This window comes from Mycolicibacterium parafortuitum (assembly GCF_002086815.1).
GTDB lineage: Bacteria > Actinomycetota > Actinomycetes > Mycobacteriales > Mycobacteriaceae > Mycobacterium > Mycobacterium parafortuitum.
Genome location: NZ_MVID01000008.1, coordinates 19,870 through 39,681 on the forward strand (window position 1 = coordinate 19,870; position 19,812 = coordinate 39,681).

The 19,812-nt window shown below is 68.2% G+C and carries 24 protein-coding genes; 18 read left to right on the forward strand and 6 right to left on the reverse strand.

Annotated elements, in window-relative coordinates; translation table 11 throughout:
- Window positions 1-68: 68 nt before the first annotated feature.
- The gene (locus BST38_RS11445; protein ID WP_083143419.1) at window positions 69-1,109 is read left to right on the forward strand and encodes a hypothetical protein; all 1,041 of its coding nucleotides are present in this window, start codon (window positions 69-71) and stop codon (window positions 1,107-1,109) included.
- An 88-nt stretch (window positions 1,110-1,197) separates the two neighbouring features.
- Here BST38_RS11445 and BST38_RS11450 read toward each other — a convergent pair whose 3' ends face one another.
- Both BST38_RS11450 and cynS read right to left on the reverse strand, forming a co-directional pair.
- The gene (locus tag BST38_RS11450) at window positions 1,198-2,055 is read right to left on the reverse strand and encodes a formate/nitrite transporter family protein (protein ID WP_083143558.1); all 858 of its coding nucleotides are present in this window, start codon (window positions 2,053-2,055) and stop codon (window positions 1,198-1,200) included.
- 20 nt (window positions 2,056-2,075) lie between these two features.
- Window positions 2,076-2,522, reverse strand: a complete 447-nt coding sequence (cynS, locus tag BST38_RS11455) for a cyanase (protein WP_110781734.1) — start codon at window positions 2,520-2,522, stop codon at window positions 2,076-2,078.
- Between the two features lie 228 nt (window positions 2,523-2,750).
- Between cynS and BST38_RS11460 the strand changes: the two genes are divergently transcribed.
- Window positions 2,751-3,524 carry a helix-turn-helix domain-containing protein gene (locus tag BST38_RS11460; protein WP_133057219.1) on the forward strand — a complete coding sequence of 258 codons (774 nt, stop codon included), beginning with the start codon at window positions 2,751-2,753 and terminating at the stop codon, window positions 3,522-3,524.
- Here the strand turns inward: BST38_RS11460 and BST38_RS11465 are convergent.
- A complete protein-coding gene (locus BST38_RS11465) occupies window positions 3,521-3,925 on the reverse strand; it encodes a winged helix-turn-helix transcriptional regulator (protein WP_083143560.1) in 405 nt (134 codons plus the stop codon). The genes BST38_RS11460 and BST38_RS11465 overlap by 4 nt on opposite strands.
- Window positions 3,926-4,000: 75 nt before the next feature.
- On the opposite strand from BST38_RS11465, the gene BST38_RS11470 reads away from it, so the two are divergent.
- The 6 genes from BST38_RS11470 (at window position 4,001) to BST38_RS11495 (ending at window position 9,754) form a co-directional block, all read left to right on the forward strand.
- The gene (locus BST38_RS11470; protein WP_083143421.1) at window positions 4,001-5,395 is read left to right on the forward strand and encodes an MFS transporter; all 1,395 of its coding nucleotides are present in this window, start codon (window positions 4,001-4,003) and stop codon (window positions 5,393-5,395) included.
- A gap of 123 nt (window positions 5,396-5,518) precedes the next feature.
- Window positions 5,519-6,421 carry an ABC transporter substrate-binding protein gene (locus BST38_RS11475; protein ID WP_083143422.1) on the forward strand — a complete coding sequence of 301 codons (903 nt, stop codon included), beginning with the start codon at window positions 5,519-5,521 and terminating at the stop codon, window positions 6,419-6,421.
- A 3-nt stretch (window positions 6,422-6,424) separates the two neighbouring features.
- Window positions 6,425-7,456, forward strand: coding sequence for an ABC transporter substrate-binding protein (locus BST38_RS11480; RefSeq protein WP_083143423.1), 1,032 nt, complete (start codon window positions 6,425-6,427; stop codon window positions 7,454-7,456).
- Window positions 7,453-8,304: an ABC transporter permease gene (locus BST38_RS11485; RefSeq protein ID WP_083143424.1), complete on the forward strand. Its 852-nt coding sequence runs from the start codon at window positions 7,453-7,455 to the stop codon at window positions 8,302-8,304. Before BST38_RS11480 ends, BST38_RS11485 begins: the two co-directional genes overlap by 4 nt.
- Window positions 8,277-8,990 (forward strand): ABC transporter ATP-binding protein, encoded by a 714-nt coding sequence (locus BST38_RS11490; RefSeq protein WP_083143425.1) that lies wholly within the window; start codon window positions 8,277-8,279, stop codon window positions 8,988-8,990. Before BST38_RS11485 ends, BST38_RS11490 begins: the two co-directional genes overlap by 28 nt.
- A complete protein-coding gene (locus BST38_RS11495; protein WP_083143426.1) occupies window positions 8,987-9,754 on the forward strand; it encodes an IclR family transcriptional regulator in 768 nt (255 codons plus the stop codon). Before BST38_RS11490 ends, BST38_RS11495 begins: the two co-directional genes overlap by 4 nt.
- Before the next feature lie 10 nt (window positions 9,755-9,764).
- Here the strand turns inward: BST38_RS11495 and BST38_RS11500 are convergent, their stop codons facing one another.
- The 3 genes from BST38_RS11500 to BST38_RS11510 all read right to left on the reverse strand — a co-directional run bounded on the left by BST38_RS11500 (window position 9,765) and on the right by BST38_RS11510 (window position 12,315).
- Window positions 9,765-10,568 (reverse strand): crotonase/enoyl-CoA hydratase family protein, encoded by an 804-nt coding sequence (locus BST38_RS11500; RefSeq protein ID WP_083143427.1) that lies wholly within the window; start codon window positions 10,566-10,568, stop codon window positions 9,765-9,767.
- Between the two features lie 26 nt (window positions 10,569-10,594).
- Window positions 10,595-11,368, reverse strand: coding sequence for a thioesterase family protein (locus tag BST38_RS11505; protein ID WP_083143428.1), 774 nt, complete (start codon window positions 11,366-11,368; stop codon window positions 10,595-10,597).
- 80 nt (window positions 11,369-11,448) lie between these two features.
- Window positions 11,449-12,315 (reverse strand): dienelactone hydrolase family protein, encoded by an 867-nt coding sequence (locus tag BST38_RS11510; RefSeq protein ID WP_237160745.1) that lies wholly within the window; start codon window positions 12,313-12,315, stop codon window positions 11,449-11,451.
- Here BST38_RS11510 and BST38_RS11515 point away from each other — a divergent pair.
- The 10 genes from BST38_RS11515 to BST38_RS11555 all read left to right on the forward strand — a co-directional run bounded on the left by BST38_RS11515 (window position 12,306) and on the right by BST38_RS11555 (window position 19,768).
- The gene (locus tag BST38_RS11515) at window positions 12,306-13,163 is read left to right on the forward strand and encodes an aminoglycoside phosphotransferase family protein (RefSeq protein WP_237160746.1); all 858 of its coding nucleotides are present in this window, start codon (window positions 12,306-12,308) and stop codon (window positions 13,161-13,163) included. The two genes, BST38_RS11510 and BST38_RS11515, sit on opposite strands and share 10 nt — an antisense overlap.
- A 91-nt stretch (window positions 13,164-13,254) precedes the next feature.
- Complete coding sequence (gene lysE, locus BST38_RS11520; RefSeq protein ID WP_083143430.1) at window positions 13,255-13,863, forward strand: L-lysine exporter; 609 nt, start codon at window positions 13,255-13,257, stop codon at window positions 13,861-13,863.
- Between the two features lie 49 nt (window positions 13,864-13,912).
- Complete coding sequence (locus tag BST38_RS29770; RefSeq protein WP_272818845.1) at window positions 13,913-14,440, forward strand: hypothetical protein; 528 nt, start codon at window positions 13,913-13,915, stop codon at window positions 14,438-14,440.
- 74 nt (window positions 14,441-14,514) lie between these two features.
- Entirely contained in the window at window positions 14,515-14,637 is a 123-nt protein-coding gene (locus BST38_RS29635) for a hypothetical protein (protein ID WP_110781727.1), read from the forward strand.
- On the forward strand, window positions 14,634-15,752 hold the full coding sequence (locus BST38_RS11530; RefSeq protein WP_083143431.1) for a YeiH family protein: 1,119 nt from the start codon (window positions 14,634-14,636) through the stop codon (window positions 15,750-15,752). The genes BST38_RS29635 and BST38_RS11530 overlap by 4 nt, the downstream gene beginning before the upstream one ends.
- A 13-nt stretch (window positions 15,753-15,765) precedes the next feature.
- Window positions 15,766-16,674, forward strand: a complete 909-nt coding sequence (locus BST38_RS11535; protein ID WP_083143432.1) for an ABC transporter substrate-binding protein — start codon at window positions 15,766-15,768, stop codon at window positions 16,672-16,674.
- Between the two features lie 24 nt (window positions 16,675-16,698).
- The gene (locus BST38_RS11540; protein WP_237160760.1) at window positions 16,699-17,391 is read left to right on the forward strand and encodes a queuosine precursor transporter; all 693 of its coding nucleotides are present in this window, start codon (window positions 16,699-16,701) and stop codon (window positions 17,389-17,391) included.
- A gap of 180 nt (window positions 17,392-17,571) precedes the next feature.
- Complete coding sequence (locus tag BST38_RS11545; protein ID WP_083143434.1) at window positions 17,572-18,273, forward strand: 5-oxoprolinase subunit B family protein; 702 nt, start codon at window positions 17,572-17,574, stop codon at window positions 18,271-18,273.
- Window positions 18,270-19,166 (forward strand): 5-oxoprolinase/urea amidolyase family protein, encoded by an 897-nt coding sequence (locus tag BST38_RS11550; protein WP_083143435.1) that lies wholly within the window; start codon window positions 18,270-18,272, stop codon window positions 19,164-19,166. The genes BST38_RS11545 and BST38_RS11550 overlap by 4 nt, the downstream gene beginning before the upstream one ends.
- A 59-nt stretch (window positions 19,167-19,225) precedes the next feature.
- Window positions 19,226-19,768: a GNAT family N-acetyltransferase gene (locus tag BST38_RS11555; RefSeq protein ID WP_083143436.1), complete on the forward strand. Its 543-nt coding sequence runs from the start codon at window positions 19,226-19,228 to the stop codon at window positions 19,766-19,768.
- Window positions 19,769-19,812: the final 44 nt, after the last annotated feature.

Below are 19,812 nucleotides of genomic sequence, written 5' to 3' on the forward strand. Positions count from 1 at the left end.
ACCCGTCCGGAACCCGGCGCATTTGCGCAGCTAGATGCCCAGAAACGTTTCCAAGGAGGTCAATCGCGATGGATCGCATGCTTGCCACCAGCTGGTGGCCGCTGGTCAGCGACGAACAGGGGTGGCCGCCCCACATGCAGCCGGCGCCCGGCCGTTTCGAGGCCAGCACGGTCTCGGAGATCGTGTTCTTCTTCATCGCCGGCGCCGCGGTCGTCATCTTCGCCACGCCGTGGGCCATCAAGGCCGCCGTGCGCTCCAAGAACTACATTCCGCTGATCGTGCTCACCAGCGGCCTGATCTGCAGCCTGCTGGAGCCGATGCTGGATCTGCTCGGACACCTGCACTGGGCCAGTAACCTGGTCCCGGCGTTCACGAACTTCGGCATCACCGTCCCCGCGCTGATCCCGCTGTGTTACGTCGCGTTCCTGGGTCTCGAGGCGTACTTCTGCTACTTCGTCATCCGAAACGGCGCGCATCGCAACGTGTTCTTCATGCTGCTCGGCCTGGGCATCGCCACCGACGCGCTGATGGAGACGATCGGCATCAACCTCGGTGTCTACCTCTACTACGGCGTGCAGCCCTACGAGTTCCTCGGCTTCCCGTACTGGTGGGGCTTCATCAACGGCGGCTCGTTCGTGACCATCGGCGCGATCCTGGCCTTCGCCGTCCCGCGCCTGCAGGGCAAGAGCAAGGCACTGCTGTTCCTGGTCGCCCCGTTCGGCATGATGGTCGCCTACTTCGGCGTCGGCTCCATCCACATCCTGGCGCTCAACTCGACGATGCCGGTCTGGATGAAGTGGGTCGCCACCACCGCGATGATGGTGATGATGGTCGGCTGGATGGCCATCCTGCACAAGCTGGTCGGACGACCCGACCACCTGCCCGCACCGCGCTGGACCCTGTGGCGCGTCTTCGTCTACGGCAAGTTCACGCCGAGCCGCGCCACCCGGATGGCGATGTGGCAGAAGATGTGCGAGGAGGGCGGCGTCAAGCCCGGCGACGGCATCCCCACCAACCCGGAGGACCCGTCACAGGCGCTCGTCGTCGGACCGAGCTTCATCAGCAACACGGCCCGGCAGGAACGCGGCGGGCAGCCGTTGTCTGTCTAGGAATCTTGTCCGTCTAGGAATCTCGGCGAACGGGCCGGCGGCAGCGTCCAACGACGTTGTCGCCGGCCTGTTCTCATTTCCGCACGAGCTATGCCGTGGTGGGCACCGGGGTCTGGTCCACGCTGACCAGATCACCCGGGCGCTTCCGCGTCGGACCGGTCTTGCCGTGGGTGGCGTAGATGACCAGTCCGACGAATGCCAGCCCGCCCACGAGATTGCCGATCACCGTCGGAATCTCGTTCCACAGCAGGTAATCCACGATGGTGAAGTCACCGCCGAGCATCAGCCCCGACGGGAACAGGAACATGTTGACGATCGAGTGCTCGAAACCGAGGTAGAAGAACACCGTGATCGGCATCCACATCGCGATCACCTTGCCCGGCAGGCTGTCCGACATCATCGCGCCGACGACACCTGTGGACACCATCCAGTTGCACATCACGCCGCGGATGAACAACGTCAGCATGCCGGCGGCACCGTGGTCGGCGTAGCCCACGGTCCGGCCCTCCCCGATCTGGCCGATGGCCTGGCCGACGGCATCGGGTTCGACGCTGAACCCGTAGGTGAAGTAGATCGCCATGAACACGGCGACGGTCAGCGCACCGGCCAGATTGCCGAGGAACACCAGCCCCCAGTTGCGCAGCATCGGGCGCAGCGTGACCCCCGGCCGCTTGTCCAGCCAGGCCAGCGGCACCAGCGTGAAAACCGCTGTCAGCAGGTCGAATCCGAGCAGGTGCAGCATGCAAAACCCGACCGGGAAGAGCAGTGCCCCCACCAGGGGCTCACCGGTCTTCACCGAGATGGTCACCGCGAACGCCGCGGCCAGCGCCAGGATCGCGCCGGCCATGAACGCGCGGATCAGGGTGTCGCGGGTGGACATGAACACCTTCGACTCGCCGGCGTCGATGATCCGGGTCGCGAGTTCAGCGGGTTTGACGTATGACATGACTCGTTCCTCTCCCCGGGTCACCAGTGGTACGGCAGGAATTTGCCGTCGATCGTCACCACGACGCGGTCACCGTTTGGATCGGCACGTCGCTCGAAGTTCACATTGCAGTTGATCGCGCTCATGATTCCGTCGCCGAACTCCTCGTGGATCAGCGCTTTGAACGCCGGGCCGTAGACGTTGATCAACTCGACGAACCGGTAGATCGTCGGATCGCTGAGCAGCGCGGGATTCTCCGTGCGGTAGGGCTGCCGCTGCAGGGCCGCAACGGTTTCCGGGCTGAGGCCGAGCAGTTCGCCGACGGCACCGGCCTCGGCCTTCGGCATCGGGTGACTGCCCAGCATGGCAGCGACCGTCCACACCAGCGGGCGGTCGATGTGATCGGCCAGCTTCTGCCAGCTGATGCCGGTCTCCAGCCGGCGCTGTTCGATTTCGGTCATCACGGGTGAGGCGGGGTCGTAAGCCATCGGCGCTCCTTCGTACGGGTCGGCCAGGTCATGGCGGCCGACGGACCGCCGCACCTCCCATGTCAGCGGCTCGCGGTGGGGTTTGCCCATGGCAGAAGGCGCAGGACACCCGGCATTTCGCGCATCGCCGGCAACTGTGCCTCCGCTTAACCACGCCGTAACGAGTGGAGAAAGCCGCCGAAATCCCGCGGCCCTAGCCTGAGCCCCGATAGCGAAGGCCAGGTGGATGTGATCACCCGAATCGACAACGCAGAACCTCTGCACACCGCGACCGCACTGGACGCCGGGATGCTCTCCGCGGTGATCGACGTGGCGCCGACCCCACTGTGGGTGATCGCCCCGGACGGCACGGTGGCGCTGGCGAATCAGGCCGCGCTGAGCATGCTCGGCTACCGCAGTGACGACGATGTGGTCGGGGCGCCCAGCCATGACACCCTGCACGAATGGCACCCCGACGGGTCGCGGTACCCGTCGGAGTCCTGCCCGATCCTCGACGGCTGCGGCACCACGTCCATCACGGCCCACGAGTGGTTCATCACGCGGTCGGGACAACCGATTCCGGTCACCTGGTCGGCCCGGCCGCTCGGCACCGACGGCACCCGACTGCTCGCGTTCGCCGATGCATCGGATCGGATCGCGGCGAAACGCCCCGCCGGTCGGCACCTCGCCGTCGCCGTGCAGTCGCGCACCGAACTGCGCGCCCGCCTGCTGGCCCATATCGGATCACGGTTCCAGGAACCGGATTTCAGTCCGGTCAGGCTGGCCGCCGAGTTCCACCTGTCGCTGCGCACGGTCCAGCAGGTGCTCGCCGAGGACGGTCGCTCACCGGCGACTGAGATCCGGCGCCACCGACTCGAGCTGGCAGGAAATCTGATCTGCCAGGGGTTCTCGGTCAGCCGGGCCTGCCGGACAAGCGGATTCACCGACCCCGGCACCTTCAATCGCGCGTTCCGGCGGCACTTCGGGGTGGCACCGAGCGAGTGGGCGCGCCGCGCCGGTTAATTCGCGCTGTCGAACCGTTGTCGTGCCGCGGCGATGTCGTCTTGGTGCTCCTCGGTCCAGCGGACCAGGGACTGCACGGTCTCGTGCAGGGTGCGCCCCAGATCGGTCAACTCGTAGTCGACGCGCGGCGGGACCACCGGATGGACGGTGCGCCGCACCAGGCCGTCCCGCTCCAACTGGCGCAGCGTCACGGTCAGCATCCGTTGACTGACCCCGTCGATCATGCGTTTGAGCTCGGTGAACCGCATCGACCCGTCGTCGAGCAGTGCGATGATCAGCAGCGACCACTTGTCGGCGATCCGATCGAGGATCTGCCGAACCTCGCAGTCCTCCCGCCGGTCCCACTGGAAGGCGTCCGGGCAACTGCAGTCGGTTCCCTGCGGGGTACCGACTGACTTCAAAGTGCCTTCTTCCGCCACCGCTCCATGGTGCCTGATGATGTGGTCAGTTACCAATAGGAACCGAAGGTTGGGTACATGGACGCAGTCGAGACGAGGGCGACCTCCAGAATCCGCGCGGCACTGCTGCTCGCGGCGCTGTGCGGGGCCGCGTTCCTGGAGGGCATCGACATCGCGATGTTCAACATCGCGCTGCCCACCATCCGGCAGGCGCTGGACCTGCCGACCGCTGAACTGCAGTGGATCGTCAGCGGATACGTCATCGGCTACGGCGGATTCATGCTGCTCGGCGGACGGACCGCCGACGTCTACGGCCGGCGGCGGGTGTTCCTGATCGCGCTCGTCGTCTTCATCGGAGTCTCCGCACTGGGCGGCATCGCACCCAACGGCGCGACGGTGATCGCGGTGCGCGTGGTCACCGGTATCGCCGCGGCGTTCCTGATGCCGGCCGGGCTGGCGATCATCACCACCAGCGTCCCCGAAGGGCCGCAACGGGATCGAGCGGTACTCATCTACGCCGGTCTCGGCGCGGCCGGCTTCTCGCTCGGTCTCGTCGCCGGTGGTCTGCTGACCGCGTTCGGCTGGCGGTGGGTGTTCTTCGCCCCGGTGGTGCTCGCCTCGATCGTGCTGGTGCTGGCGGTCCCGCTGATCCCACGCGACGAGGTCACCGCACGGCGCTCCCTTGACCTTCCCGGTGCCGTGCTCGTCACCGGCGCCGTGGTGCTCACCGTGACCACCATCGAGAATGCCGCCCACGGAACGCTTTTCGGATCGCTGACGTTCGGGGTCGTCGCGGTGACCCTGTTCGCCGGGTTCGCCGCCCGGCAACGCACCGCCGCCGAACCGCTGGTGCCGCTGCGCCTGCTCCGGCCGGGTCCGCAGACCAACGCCTACCTGGGAGCGGGCTGCCTGGCCGCCGGGTTCATGGGATTCCAGTTCATCGTGGTGCTCTACCTACAGGAGCTGCGGGGCTGGTCGGCGCTGACCACCGCGGTGGCACTGCTGGTCGTCGCGATCGACGCGATCCTGGCACCCACCCTGACCCCGGTCCTGGTGCGCCGGTTCGGGCTGTGGCGCGTCATCGCGGCCGGGATGGTGTTCGCGGCGCTGTCGTTCCTGCTGTTCATCGGGGTGGAGCAGGACTGGGTGTACCTGAGCATGCTGCCGAGCCTGCTGGCGCTGGGCATCGCGTTCACCCTGGCCTACGGTCCGTTGACGATCGCCGCGACCGACGATGTCGAGGAGTCCGCCCAGGGCTTGACCAGTGGCTTGCTGTACACGACCTTCCAGTTCGGCGCCGCGATCGGGCTCGCGACGACCACCGCGGTGCAGGTCGCGGCGACGGCCGCCGGCGCCGGTCAGCTCGACTCGTACCGGACGGCGCTGCTGGTGCCGCTGGTCCTCGGCGTGATCGGCGTTGCGGTGGCTCTCCCCCGCGCCTGGCGAACCCCGCAGGTGTGCGCGGCCGCGTGACGGGCGGCAGCCGCGGCGGTGATCCCCGCATCCCGAATCTCACTGAGTAAAACTCGTTACCGCTATCCGGTAACACTTCTAACGTTTTGCCTGACCCGACACCCGCGCCACGGAAGGCAATCCATGACCCTGAAGAAGATTCGCAACGAGGTGAGCGGCACGATCTTCTCGCTGCCCTATTTCGTCGCCAAGCAGAACGGCTACTTCGAAGCCGAGGGACTGGACGTCGAGCTCGTTCCCCGCGACTCCGCCTCGGCCGCGGACACGTCGATCTCGCTGATCGAGGATCACCGCGCCGTGAGCTCCTTCGGTGCATCACCCTTCGAAGAGGGCACCACGGCGTTGTACCGCGCCTGCGAATGGGGTCAGGTGCGGCGCACGTACGACACCACCCGTGGCGGCCACGTCATCGCCAAACGTGCCGCGCAAGCCAGCCAGGCGATCATTGTCCGGCCCGACGCGCCGTACAACATTCCGCAGGACCTGGCGAACGTCCCGATCGGCGTCAACTTCCATCACGGCAGCCACTACATTGCCATCCAACTCCTCGAAGGGTTCCTTCGCGACGACGAGATCAAGGTCGTCCATGTCGAGGGCGGCAACCGATTCCTCGCACTGCGTGACGGCGTCGTCGACGCTGTGGCGGTGATGGAGCCGTGGATCACCGTCGCAGAGAAGCTGGGCTACAAGGTGATCGCCGAAGCGCACTACGTCGGGCTGGAGATCGGCAGCCCGGAGTTGGACGCCGACACCTTCGAGGCGATCAACAGGGCGATCCGCCGCGCCGTCGCCGACCTCAAAGCCGACCCCTACCCGTACGTGAAGTACCTCATCGACAACGTCGACCCGTCGATCGTCGAACTGGAGCCGAGTGACTTCTCCCGCAGCCGGCTTCGCTACAACAACCCTGCACCGTACTCGGAAGAGGACTTCGACCGCACGTACGAGTGGATGGTCAAGTGGGGTCTGATCAACGACGACGCCACCTACGGAAACCTCGTCGACAATCTCGCCGTCAAGGTCTGACCCGTGAGGTTGGCGGTAACGACGCGCAGGCGCGTCGCGGCAGCAGTGCTGGCCGGTGTGACACTGCTGGCCGGTGGTTGCTCGTCGTCTGGCGACAGCGCCGGCGGCGACAGGGAACTGGTGTTGAGAGTCGGGATCCAGAACAGTGGCAACTCGGTGGGGCTGCAGACGCTGGAGGCCTCCGGCGTATTGGAGGACGCACCGTACCGCGTCGAGATCGCCGAGTTCGACGGCGCCAACGCGGCGGTCGAAGCGCTCAACGCCGGCGCCATCGACGCCGACATCGCGCTGAACTCGGCGGCACCGGTGCTCGCCGACGGCAACTCGGCGCAGCCGTGGACCGCCGAGAGCGCACCGTTCAAGATCATCGGCGCGGTCGATCGGCCGAACGACGAGGGCATCGCCGTTGTGGTGCGCAAGGATTCGGGTATCGACAGTCTCGCCGACCTGACCGGACGCAAGGTCAGTTTCGCCAAGGGCACGGCCAATCACTACTTCTTCGTGTCCCAGGCGAAGAGGGAGGGCATCGACCCCGCCCAGTTCGAACTGGTCACCATCCCGCTGACCGAGGCGCGCTCGGCCTACATCGGCGGCGCTGTCGACGCGCTGGTGACCTCGGTCATCAACGCACGTCCACTCGTCAGTGACAACGATTCGAAGATCCTGCTGACCTCCAAAGGGCAGTTCACCAACTATCAGTTCCTGGTCGCGACCAAGGCGGCGCTGGGTGACGAGCGCACGTCGGAGGCACTCGGTGACCTGTTGAGCCGGCTGGAGAAGCTCAACGAGTGGGAAGCGGACAACCTCGACAAGGTCGCCGAACTGTACGAGACGGTGGCCGGCCAACCGGCGGCCGACGCGAAACTCAGTGCGGCCGAGGGAGTCGGCTCGTTCGTCCCGCTGGATCAGAGAGTCTTCGACACCCAGCAGGCACAGGCCGACATCTTCTACGAGCAGGGGGTCGCCGCACATCCGGTCGACGTCCGAAACCAGTTCGACACCCGGTACAACGACCTGGTCGAGACCAGTCGATGACCACCACGGCAGCCAAACCCGCAACCCGTGACCAGGTTTCGGACTACGAGGAATTGGCGTCGCAGCAGCCGCGGAGGCGGCGTCGCAGGCTGCCCCGCGAGCTGCGCGGCGTCCTCGGCCCGATCCTGATCCTCGCGGTCTGGTGCGCGCTGTCGTGGTCGGGCCTGCTGACCGAGAACGTCTTCCCGGCGCCCGAGCGGGTGGCGTCCGCGGCGGTCGAGCAACTGCGACTCGGCACGCTCGGGCCCAACGTCGCCGCGTCACTCGCCCGTGCGATGACGGGCCTGGCGCTCGGCGTCACGATAGGCGCACTCATCGCCACGTTCGCCGGGCTGACCCGATGGGCTGAGGACAGCATCGATTCGATCATGCAGGTGCTCAAGGCGATCCCGAACTTCGCCCTGCTGCCCCTGCTGATCATCTGGCTGGGCATCGGCGAGACACCGAAGATCACCCTCGTGGTGCTGGCCACCGCGATGCCGATCTACATCAACATGTACGGCGCGATCCGCGACGTCGACTCCCGGCTGATCGACCTGTCCCACACCGTCGGCCTGTCGCGCGGGCAGATGGTCTGGCACATCGTGTTACCCGGATCGCTGCCCGGATTCCTGACCGGGCTGCGCATCGCGGTGACCAACGCGTGGCTGGCGCTGATCTACGTCGAGGCGATCAACGCACCGCAGGGGCTGGGCAAGTTGATGAGTGATGCGCGCAGTTGGTACCGACTGGACATCATGGTGCTCGTCATCTGCCTGTACGCCATACTCGGTCTACTCAGTTATGCGGTGGTCCAACTACTGGAAAGGGTGTTGCTGCAATGGCGCTCGACCATGGGCAACTCCTGACCGGAGTCGTGCACGCGCAGGGACTGCATCGCTCCTTCGGATCCCGCGTTGTGCTGGACGGACTGGACCTCACCATCGCCGACGGTGAGTTCGGGGCGTTGCTGGGACGCAGTGGTTCAGGGAAGAGCACGCTGCTGCGTGCCGTGGCGGGTCTCGACGACGAAGTCTTCGGGAACCTGCAGGTGGTACGGCGCAGAGGCGTGGTGTTCCAGGACGCGCGGCTGGTGCCGTGGAAGCGGGTCCTGGCCAATGTCCAGCTCGGCGGCAACTCCGAGGAGCGCCGGCGTGGCCGCGACCTGCTCACCGAGGTCGGCCTGGCCGGCCGGGAGCGATCCTGGCCCAAGACCCTGTCCGGAGGTGAGGCGCAGCGGGTCGCGCTGGCCAGGGCGTTGTCCCGTGAGCCGCGACTGCTTCTGCTCGACGAGCCGTTCGGGGCGCTCGACGCGCTCACCCGGATCAAGATGCACGCGCTGCTGGCCGATCTGCTGCGGCGCCGGCGAGTGGCGGTGCTGCTGGTGACCCACGACGTGGAGGAGGCCCTGCGGTTGGCATCGCGGGTGCTGGTCCTCGCCGACGGCGTCATCAGCTTCGATACCGAGGTGCCTGCCGACCCCGCGGACCGCGTCGCGCTGCGTGACCGCCTACTCGCCGAGCTCGGCGTCGACACGTCGAACGTCGCATTGTGATCGCCTCCGCGGCACAGCCGCCCGACACCGGCAAGTCGGCGAACCAGTCGATCACGCGGGCGTCGCGGCTGTTGCGGTGCTTCGTCGATTCCCCGCAAGGGTTGACCCTCACCGAGCTGGCGCGCCGAACCGGCCTGCACACCAGCACGGTGCACCGCATGATGGCCGCACTCGTCGAAGGCGGCCTCGTGGCCAAGGGTGAGGGCGACAAGTACCGGCCCGGTATCGCGCTGCTGGCGCTGGGTGCATCGGCATCCCTTGCCGTGGGTGTCGATGCCGCTCTGCCCTTCCTCGACGAGTTGTCACAACGCACGGGTGAATCGGCCAGCCTCGCGGTCAAGGATGCGGACTGTGCGGTCGTCCTGCTCGAGACGGAGAGCCCGCAGCGTCTGATCTCCCGTTACGGAGTGGGAAGCCGAAACTCACTGCAGGATTCGGCGCACGGGCAGATCCTGCTGGCCTACGCGCAGGATCCTGAGGCGGCGGTACGCAGCCTCGCCCGACCCATCGTGCGTGGCGGCGAATACACCGACGCCGAGGAGTTGATCGGCGAGATCCTCGACGTACGCCGGCGCGGCTACAGCTTCGTCAGCGACGGCGAACAGGCCACGCTGTCGGTGCCCGTACCGGCCCCGGACGAAGGTCCCGTGACACGGGCGCTGGGCATCGCGGCACCGAGTCGCCGGCTGACGGGCCGTTCGATCGACAACGCCGTAGCCGCAGCGACCGAGATCGCCCACCTGCTCCGCGGCGTACGCACCTGACACTCGACGGCTACACGGGGTCGACGAAACGCGGTGTCTCCCCGGACATCCCTGCCACCACAGCGGCGATCTGATTCGGTTGACCGATCAGCTCGGTCTGAAGGTCGGATTCGAGCACCAGCGCGGCCGCGGCGTCGGCACTGACCCAGGTGCGGTCGTAGAGCTTCTTGGCGCGGCGGACCGCATCGGGGGATCTCTGCGCGATCTCCCCGGCGAGGGCGTGTGCGGCGGCAAGCGGATCGTCCTCGACGCGGGTCACCAAACCTATTGCGGCCGCGTCACTTCCGGAGATGATACGGCCGGTGAAGGTGAGTTCCTTCGCGATGTCGATGGGGACCAGCCTCGGCAGGGTCTGCGTGATCCCCATGTCGGGAATCAGGCCCCACTTGACCTCCATGATCGACAGCTTCGCGTCCGGCGCGGCGATCCGGATGTCGGCGCCCAGAGCAATCTGCAGACCACCGCCGAAGCAGTTGCCGTGGATGGCGGCGATGACCGGCGCGGGCACCAGCGACCAGTCGTAGGTGACGCGCTGCGCGACGTTGGCCAACCGGCCGGGCTCGCGCGCCAGCAGGACGTCGGTGCCGCCCTCCCCGCCCATGAAGCTCGCCACGTCCAACCCCGAACAGAAACTCCTGCCCTCGCCGTGCAGCACGACGGCACGCACCGAAGTGTCCTCGGCGAGTCGACCGGCGGCGGTCGCCAACCCCTCGAACATCGCCTGGTCGAGCGCGTTGTGCTTGTCGGTGCGCACCATCGTCACCGTCGCCACGCCGTCGGCACCGACCCGTACGCGCACCCTGTCTTCGCTCATATCCGCAATCTACCGGCGGATCCCGGTCAGCCGATCGGGCGTACCGTCAGCATCTGCGACGACGTCCCGATCGGTCCGGTCTCGTCGTGAATGACGCTGTGCGTCAAGCCAAGACCGTCGGAGCCGAACGACACCGTGGTGTCGAAGCCCAGCCAGCCGCCACGCGGTTCGGAGAACAGGTGCGCGGTCAGGTCGATGTTCGGGAAAGCCACCTTCTCCGGGTCGGCGCGCACGGCCAACCCGTTGCCGATGTCGAACAGCATGATCGCGGCTGTGGCCGGGCTGACCGTCTCCTCGGCGATCAGCCCGACGTCGGTGCGCGCCCAGGCCGTTGCCCGGCCGGGGCCGATCTGCGTCCGGCGCACATGAAGGGACGCGATGAACCCACCCCGCCACAGGCCGGGCATGTCCCAGGCCGGGGTGTCCTGCGGGCCGGGGATCGGCGCGAAGCTCGACCCGGCGAGCGGCTCGGTGTCGAAGCGCTGCATCAGCCATGCCCGCAGCACCAGCACCGGGCGGCCCGCGTGGCTCATGGTCGCCTCGACCAGCTCGATGCTGCGACCGGGTCGCCGCACCTGTACGTCCACGTCGACCACGCCGATCGGCACTGTCCCGAGGATGTCGTAGGACAGCCGGGCCAGCGGCAGGCGGTCGTCACGGCGACGGTCCCGGTCTTGTTCGACCGCGTGCGCGAGCAGACCGATCGAGGGCGCGATGTGCTGCTCGGCGCAGTTCCAGGCGCCCTGGGTGTACTCGGTGGCGGCGAAACGAGCCTCGTCGAGGCGCTCGAAGTAGTGCACCCGCCGATGATGCCCGTCGGGCCCGCGCCAAACCTCAATCGCGACCGCGTGATGTGGGGGACGCCACGCCGGTGGGGCGCTCAGCCTGCCTGCGGCACGGTTGCGAGTGTCTCGTCGAACAGGTCGAGCACGGCACGCCATGCGCGCGGAGTGTGCGTCGGGTGATAACCGACGCCGGGCACGGTGGCTTGGGTGTGCGTGGATCCCTCGACGGGTGATCCGTCGGGGTTGGTCGGCCGAGCCCAGAACGCGTGCTCGGCTCCGCCGTACACGTTCACCCGCCAGTCGACCCCGGCGCGTTCAAGCGCGGAACCGAACGTCAGAAGCTGGTCAGGCGTGCATATCGGGTCTTCGGAACCCGTACTCAGCAGGAACGCGCCGGTCGAGTCGGTCCAGCCCTCGACGCTGACGTCGGGCAGGGCGGGATGGACGACAGCGACGGCCTTGAATCCCGCGGCTCTCCGGGCGAGTTCGAGCACGATACGGCCGCCCGCGCCATAACCGAGTGCGCCGATTCTGTCGGCGGCGACGCCGGGCACCGCGAGAAGGACATCAAGCGCGGCACGACCGATGGCGTGCATCCGATCAGCATCGCCCAGCAGTGGCAACACCCGGGCCAACATCGCTTCCGGTCGACCGAAGAACAGCTCGCCGCCGTGATAGTCCATCGCCAGGGCCGCGTAGCCGTGCGCGGCCAGTGCGTCGGCGCGGCTGCGCTGATAGTCCTCGAGGCCGATCCCGTCGTGTCCGATCAGCACCGCCGGCCAGGGACCGTCGCCGGCCGGCCGCGCAAGATGCGCGACCATGGTCAGATCGTCTATCGCGTAGGTGACTTCACGCGTCACAGTCACAGCAACACACACTATCGAGCGGGTGCTGTCCACTTCTGGTGGTTCGCTCTGGGCGGACGCACCGTCCATGGCGATAGCGTGACGATGTGCAGACATGGCATCGGGGTCGGCTCACCGAACGGCAGGAGGACGTCGTCGCCCGATGGTTTCCCGATGCACAGCTGGTGCGGGACATGAGCTGGAATCTGGTGGATACGGCCGTGCTCGCGGTCGACACCGGGAACGGCCGGGCCGTCGTCAAGGCCGCCGGCCCCGGCAACCGCCATATCGGGCGAGAAATCACGGCGTATCAAGGATTCACGAACGTGCTGGAGCACCGGGGGCAGGCCCCGCGGCTGCTTCGTCACGACCGCGACGCGAACATTCTGGCGATCGAGTACCTGCAGGGATCGTCAGTCGAGGGAAACGATGCCGAGCTCCTGCCGGATACCTATTTCCAGGCCGGCGAACTGTGCCGGGCATTCCATGAGCAGGCCGAACGCGCCGATCCGGACTGGGATGCCGCCGCGGTCGCGAAATCCATTGCCTGGCTTGATAAGCCGCATCGAATCAAGCCAGGCGACGAGGAGCGGCTGCGGACGATACTTCTCGGCCATCGCCCGCAGCCGGTGAACGTCGTTCCCACCCACGGGGATTGGCAGCCCAGAAACTGGCTGATCGACGGCGGCACGCTCAAGGTCATCGATTTCGGAAGATTCGCATGGCGACCGGCAATCGACGATTTCGGCAGGCTCGCCGCGCAGCAGTGGCGCCAGGATGATCGTCTCGAGAGGGCCTTCTTCGCCGGGTACGGGCACGACCCGCGCACACCGGAGCTATGGCGGATGACGGCCGTTCATCATGCCGTCGGCACCGCCGTGTGGGCGTATCAGGTCGGTGACGAGCCGTTCGAAATGCAGGGTCACCGCATGATCGCCGAAGCGCTCGGACTCTTCGACGACTGAGGCCCGCGGCCCCCGATCTCCTGAATATTTCTTATGCTGGCACAGAATCATTAGCTGTACTGTTCACCACCGCCGACCTAACGTCGATCCCGTGAACACCGCATCCGTCGCCGTCGTCAGCGGCTTCGCCACCTCGATCGCGCTGATCGCCGCGATCGGCGCCCAGAACGCCTTCGTGCTGCGCCAGGGCATCCGCGGTGAACACGTGCTGCCGGTCGTCGCCGTCTGCACCACCGCCGACCTCCTGCTGATCGTCGCCGGCATCGCCGGCTTCGGCGCGCTGATCGCCGCGCATCCGGACATCGTCACCGTCACCACGATCGGCGGGGCGGCGTTCCTGATCTGCTACGGGCTGCTGGCCGCCCGCCGCGCCGTCAAACCCGGGACGCTCACCCCCGCCGACGCCGCACCCGCCCGGCTGACCGCGGTGCTGGCCACCTGCCTGGCGCTGACGTTCCTCAACCCGCACGTCTACCTCGACACCGTGATCCTGCTCGGCGCGCTGGCCAACGAGCACCAGGACAGCAAATGGCTGTTCGGCGTCGGCGCCGTGACCGCCAGCGCCGTGTGGTTCACCGGCCTGGGCTTCGGCGCCAAACGGCTGCGCCCGTGGTTCGCGGCGCCGCGCACCTGGCGCATCCTCGACGGTGTCATCGCGGCCGTGATGATCGCGCTCGGCATCTCGCTGCTGCTGCGGTGACCGACCGGAAAAGTATCGCCATGTAACGCGAGGCATTAGCCTCGTCGATGTGACTGTCGTGCACCTTGTCAAGTTCGCCGCGCTGAACGCTCTCCTCGGTGGGGCCGCGCTGGCCGCCGCGACGCAGGCCGGTGCGCAGCCGGCAGTCCCGTTCGACCCGCCGCCACCTCCGGCCGCGGAGGCACCGGCGCAGCCACCGACCCCGGTGTTCCAGTACATCCCGATCGCCGAAGCCGGAGCCGCGGCGGCCACGCCGGGCGGCGCCCCGGCCGTGCCCGTCGCCCCGCCCGCGCCGCCACCGGCGGGCGCACCGTTCATCCCGCCCGTGCCGAACGCCAACTTCGGCAACACCGGGCAGCTCGACTTCCTGCGCGACCTGTGGAACATGCGCAATTCGCCGGACTTCATGCAAGCCGTCGGCCCCGGCCAGATGGACCCCGGGAACTGGGTGCCTCCGACGCCGTACGGGGATCCCGCATCCGCGCCGCCCCCGCCGGCCGCCGGCTCGCCGCCCGTCCCGGCCTCGGCGCCGCCGCCGGTCTGGCCGCCGGTGCCCGTGCCCGCCCCGGTCCCCTAGCGTCCGTCGACGCTTGAACTCTGGCTGATCGCAACTCGCGACAGCCGCACGGCGCGCGCCTACGGTCCGGACGCATGCCGGATCAACAGGACACCCCGCCCCGACGGCTCAACGAGGACTGGCTTGCCGTCATCGTCGGCCTGACGCTGCTCGCCCTCGTCCTCGTCGGCGCGATCCCGGGCAGCGTGATCCCGTGACCGAACAGAGCACCCAGAGTTCGGCCGAGGAACAGCGCGCACCGTCGGGGATCGGCTATGTCGTCGGCGGCGTGCTCGCCGTCCTCGTGCTCGGCGCCGCGACCCGCTTCTTCGAACAGCAGGTGCCCAAGTGGGCCGCGGGCACCGACTTCGCCGGCATCGCCAAGTCGATCGAATTCCCGGTCTACGCCATCGCTTTGGGCCTGCTCGGCAACGTCGTGCTGACCAGGCTCGCGCTGCGCGACAAGCTCGCGGCCGGCTTCAAGACCGAGTTCTTCATCAAGACCGGCCTGGTGTTGCTCGGCGCGTCGATCAACCTCAAACTGCTGGTCACCGCCGCCGGTCCGGCGATCATTCAGGCGCTGCTGCTGATCAGCATCGTCTTCGGCTTCACCTGGTGGCTCGGTGGGCGGCTCGGCATCGAGGACAAGCTGCGCGCCCTGCTCGCATCGGCGGTGTCGATCTGTGGCGTCAGCGCCGCGATCGCCGCCGCGGGTGCGGTGCAGGCCCGCCGTGAGCAGCTGGCCTATGCGGCGTCGCTGGTGATCGTGTTCGCGCTGCCGTCGATCTTCCTGCTGCCGTGGCTGGCCGAGGTGTTCGGGCTCTCCGACGCCGTCGCCGGCGCGTGGATCGGCGGCAACATCGACACCACCGCCGCCGTCGCGGCCGCCGGTGCCCTCGCCGGCGAGGACGCGCTGCAGATCGCGACCATCGTCAAGACCACCCAGAACGCGCTGATCGGCATCGTCGCGATCGCGCTGACCGCGTACTTCGCGCTGAAGGTCGAAAAGCGCACCGATGTTGACGCCCGCCCGACCATCGGGACGTTCTGGGCACGCTTCCCGAAGTTCGTGCTCGGCTTCATCGCCGCGTCCATCGTCGGCACCCTCTATCTGCAGTGGGGCGGCGACAAGGCCGACATCTCCACGGTCAACGACCTGCGCACCTGGTTCCTGATCTTCGCGTTCGTCGCGATCGGCCTGGAGTTCTCGCTCAAGGGGCTGCGCGAGGCGGGCTGGCGGCCCGTCGCGGTCTTTGCCTCGGCCACCGTCGTCAACATCGTCGTGGCGCTCGGACTTGCCCTCATATTGTTCGGAAACTTCCAGGTCGGTTAGCTACGCTCGCCGGGTGTCCCGCGTGTGGTCCCGGCGTGGCTTCCTCGGTTTGACGGCCGGCGCCGCAGCGACGCTGGTGGCCTGCGCCCCGGACAAGCCGGGCACGGTGGCCGGCGACGGGTCGGTCACCGTCACCCACGCGTTCGGCGAGACCAGAATCCCGGCGCCGCCGACGAAGGTGGTCAGCGCGGGCCTCACCTGCGCCGACGACCTGCTGGCGCTCGGCGTCGTCCCGATCGCGGTGACGGATTGGTTCGGCGCCGAACCGTTCGGGGTGTGGCCGTGGGCCCGCCCGCAGCTCGGCGACGCCCAGCCGGTGGTGCTGTCGCTGGCCGACGGTGTGCAGGTCGAGCAGATCGCCGCGCTCGCCCCGGATCTGATCGTCGCCACCGATGCCGGACTCGACCAGGACACCTATACGCAGCTGTCCCAGATCGCACCGACCGTCGCCCAGTCGGGGCGGGCCGCGTTCTTCGAGCCGTGGCGCGACCAGGCCACCACGATCGGTCAGGCCGTGTTCCGCCATGACGACATGCAGAAGCTCATCGCCGACGTCGACGCCGCGTTCAAAGCCGTCAAGGACGACCACCCGGAGTTCGGCGGCAAACGCGCGGCGCTGCTCGCGGGCACGCTGGGCGAGGATGGCGCCCAGATCAGCGGACCGGCCTGGCGCCGCGAGTTCCTGGACCAGATGGGGTTCACGGTGGTGGAGTCCGTCGACGACGCCGACGTGCTGATCTGGACCACCGAGACACCCGAGGAGCAGGCCGCGCTGCAGGCCGACCCGGCCATCGCCGGCCTGCGGGCCCGCCAGGTCTTCACCGACAAGGAACTGGCCGGGGCGATCGCGTACGCGTCCCCGCTGTCCTACCCGGTGCTCGCCCAGCGGCTGCCTTCGATGCTGGCCGAAGCCCTGACCTGAGGTCTAATGGGGTCCGTGAGTGACCTGGCCCCCGACCCCACCACCACACACGCCTCGTTCGCGCGCGTCGGATCGGCCTACTATCCGGTGCTCGTCGCGGTGTTCACCGCGCTGGTCATCATCTCCAACGTCACCGCGACCAAGGGTGTCGAGTTCGGCCCGATCATCACCGACGGCGGGTTCATCGTCTTCCCGCTGACCTACGTGATCGGCGACGTGCTGTCCGAGGTGTACGGGTTCAAGGCCGCACGGCGCGCCATCTACACCGGGTTCGCGATGAACGCGCTTGCCGCGCTGGCGTTCTGGGCGACCGTCTACCTCCCCGCGGCGAGCTTCTACGAGAACCAGGAGCACTTCGAGAACATCGTCGGCGCCTATACGGGCCTGATCGTCGCCGGGATGGCCGGCTTCCTCGTCGGCCAGACGCTCAACGCCTGGTCGCTGGTGCTGATCAAGGAGCGCACCAAGGAGAAGCACCTGTGGGCGCGGCTGGTCGGGTCGACGTTCGTCGGGCAACTCGGCGACACCGTGGTGTTCTGCGCGATCGCGGCCGGAGTCATCGGCATCACGTCGTTCCGCGACTTCGCGGTCTACACCGCGCAGGGGTGGCTCTACAAGACCCTCGTCGAGGTGGTGCTGCTGCCGATCACCTACCGGGTGATCGCGTTCATCAAGCGGCGCGAACCGACCTATCAGGGCACGCCCGCCCTGAATTGACGTTGTCGTCGAAATACGTTCGGCGAAATTGCATTCCGGCAGCAGAAGTGCGGGTGCGGACCTGCCGGAACGCAGTGTCGGCGGACGCGAGTTTGAGTCATCGCTAAGGACGCTCTGGCAAGGCTCAAAGAGGTTCGCCCGGGTGGAGTTTTCGAACCTACTCGGGGGTAACGTCGATATATGAGCGTGACTGCGGACGTGGCCGACACCGTGCGCACCGGCGGGATTCGGCAGATTCTGGATTACGGCGATCGGGCGCTGCTGCTCGAATTCGGCAGCAGCGCAGAGGTTCTGGCCTGGACGGAGGTGCTCCGCGACGCCGCCCTGCCCGGCGTGGTGGACATCGTGCCCGCGGCCAGGACGATTCTGGTCAAACTCGACGGCGGCCGGTACCAGGCGCCCACCCGGCAGCGGCTGGGCGGGCTGCAGATGACCGACGAGGCCGCCGCCGACGCCTCAACCCCCACCGAAGCCGACGTGACGATCGAGGTCGTCTACGACGGCGAGGATCTCGACGAGGTGGCCCGGCTGACCGGGCTGAGCACCGCCGAGGTCGTCGCCGCCCATACCGGCACACTCTGGCGGGTGGGGTTCAGCGGCTTCGCCCCCGGCTTCGCCTACCTGGTCGGCGGCGATGAGCGCCTCGTGGTGCCACGCCGCTCCGAGCCGCGCACCAAGGTGCCCGTCGGATCCGTCGGCCTGGCCGGCGAGTTCAGCGGTGTCTACCCGCGAGAATCCCCCGGCGGCTGGCAGCTGATCGGCCGCACCTCGGCGGTGCTGTGGGACATCGACAGGGACAACCCGGCGCTGCTGACCCCGGGGATGTGGGTGCGGTTCGCCGCGCACGAGAGGAGCGTTTCAGCAGAAGAGGTGAAGCCATGAGCGGCGTCACGCTGGAGGTCCTGCGGCCCGGCCCGCTCGCGCTGGTCGAGGACCTCGGCCGCCCCGGGCTTTCCCACCTGGGCGTCACCCGCTCCGGCGCCGCCGACCGGCGCGCGCACACGCTGGCCAACCGGCTGGTCGCCAACCCCGACGACCGCGCCACCGTCGAGGTGACGATGGGCGGGTTCAGCGCCCGGGTGCACGGCGGCAACGGCGAGGGCGTCGCGATCGCGGTGACCGGCGCCGACACCGACCCGGCCGTCAACGGAGTTCCGTTCGGCACCAACAGCATCCACTTCGCGCACGACGGTGAGGTGATCTCGCTCGGCGCGCCCCGGGCGGGCCTGCGCTCGTATCTCGCGGTGCGCGGAGGCATCGAGGTCGAGGCGGTGCTCGGCTCACGCAGCTACGACGTGATGTCGGCGATCGGGCCGATGCCCCTCAAACGGGGCGACGTGCTGCCCGTCGGCGAGCACACCGACGACTTCCCCGAGCTCGACCAGGCGCCCGTCGCCACGATCGCCGACGACGTGCTCGAGGTCAAGGTGGTGCCCGGCCCGCGCGACGACTGGTTCGTCGACCCCGACGTGCTGGTGCGGACCAACTGGCAGGTCACCAACCACAGCGACCGCGTCGGGATCCGGCTGGTCGGCATGCCGCTGGACTACCGCAGCCCGGACCGGCAGCTGCCCAGCGAGGGCGCCACCCGCGGGGCGATCCAGGTACCCCCGAACGGGTTCCCGGTGATCCTCGGCCCCGACCACCCGGTCACCGGCGGCTATCCCGTGATCGGCGTGGTCGTCGACGAGGACATCGACAAGATCGCGCAGGCCCGGCCCGGGCAGACGGTGCGGTTGCACTGGTCCCGGCCACGGCGCCCGTCGAGAGACTGACGGCGGCGCCGTCCATCGGGTACTGACGCGTCGCGCCGGACGCTGGTAGAACCACAGGTGTGCGCGCACGCCTGGTCCACACCTCCGATCTCGACGGCGAGACCCGCGAGGACGCCCGCCGGATGGTCATCGACGCGTTCGACGGCGACTTCGCCGAGCACGACTGGGAGCACGCCCTCGGCGGCATGCACGCGCTGATCTGCCAGCGCGGCGAGGTCATCGGGCACGCCGCCGTCGTGCAGCGCCGCATCTACTACGACGGCCACGCGCTGCGCTGCGGCTACGTCGAAGGCCTCGCCGTACGGGCCGACCACCGCGGTCAGGGCCTCGGCCACGCGCTAATGGACGGTGTCGAGCAGGTGGTGCGCGGCGCCTACCACCTCGGAGCGCTCAGCACGACCGAGCTCGGGGAGCCGCTCTACAGCGGGCGCGGCTGGGTGCCGTGGCGGGGCCCGACCTCGGTGCTGGCACCGGACGGACCTACCCGCACCCCCGACGACGACGGCGCGCTGTACGTGCTGGCCGCCGACCTGCCCCCGGGGGTGACCCTCGACCCGGACGCACCGATCGCGTGCGACTGGCGCTCCGGTGACGTCTGGTGAACCTCACAGCGGCCACCGGCCGGCGGTGAACGGAAATTCACCGC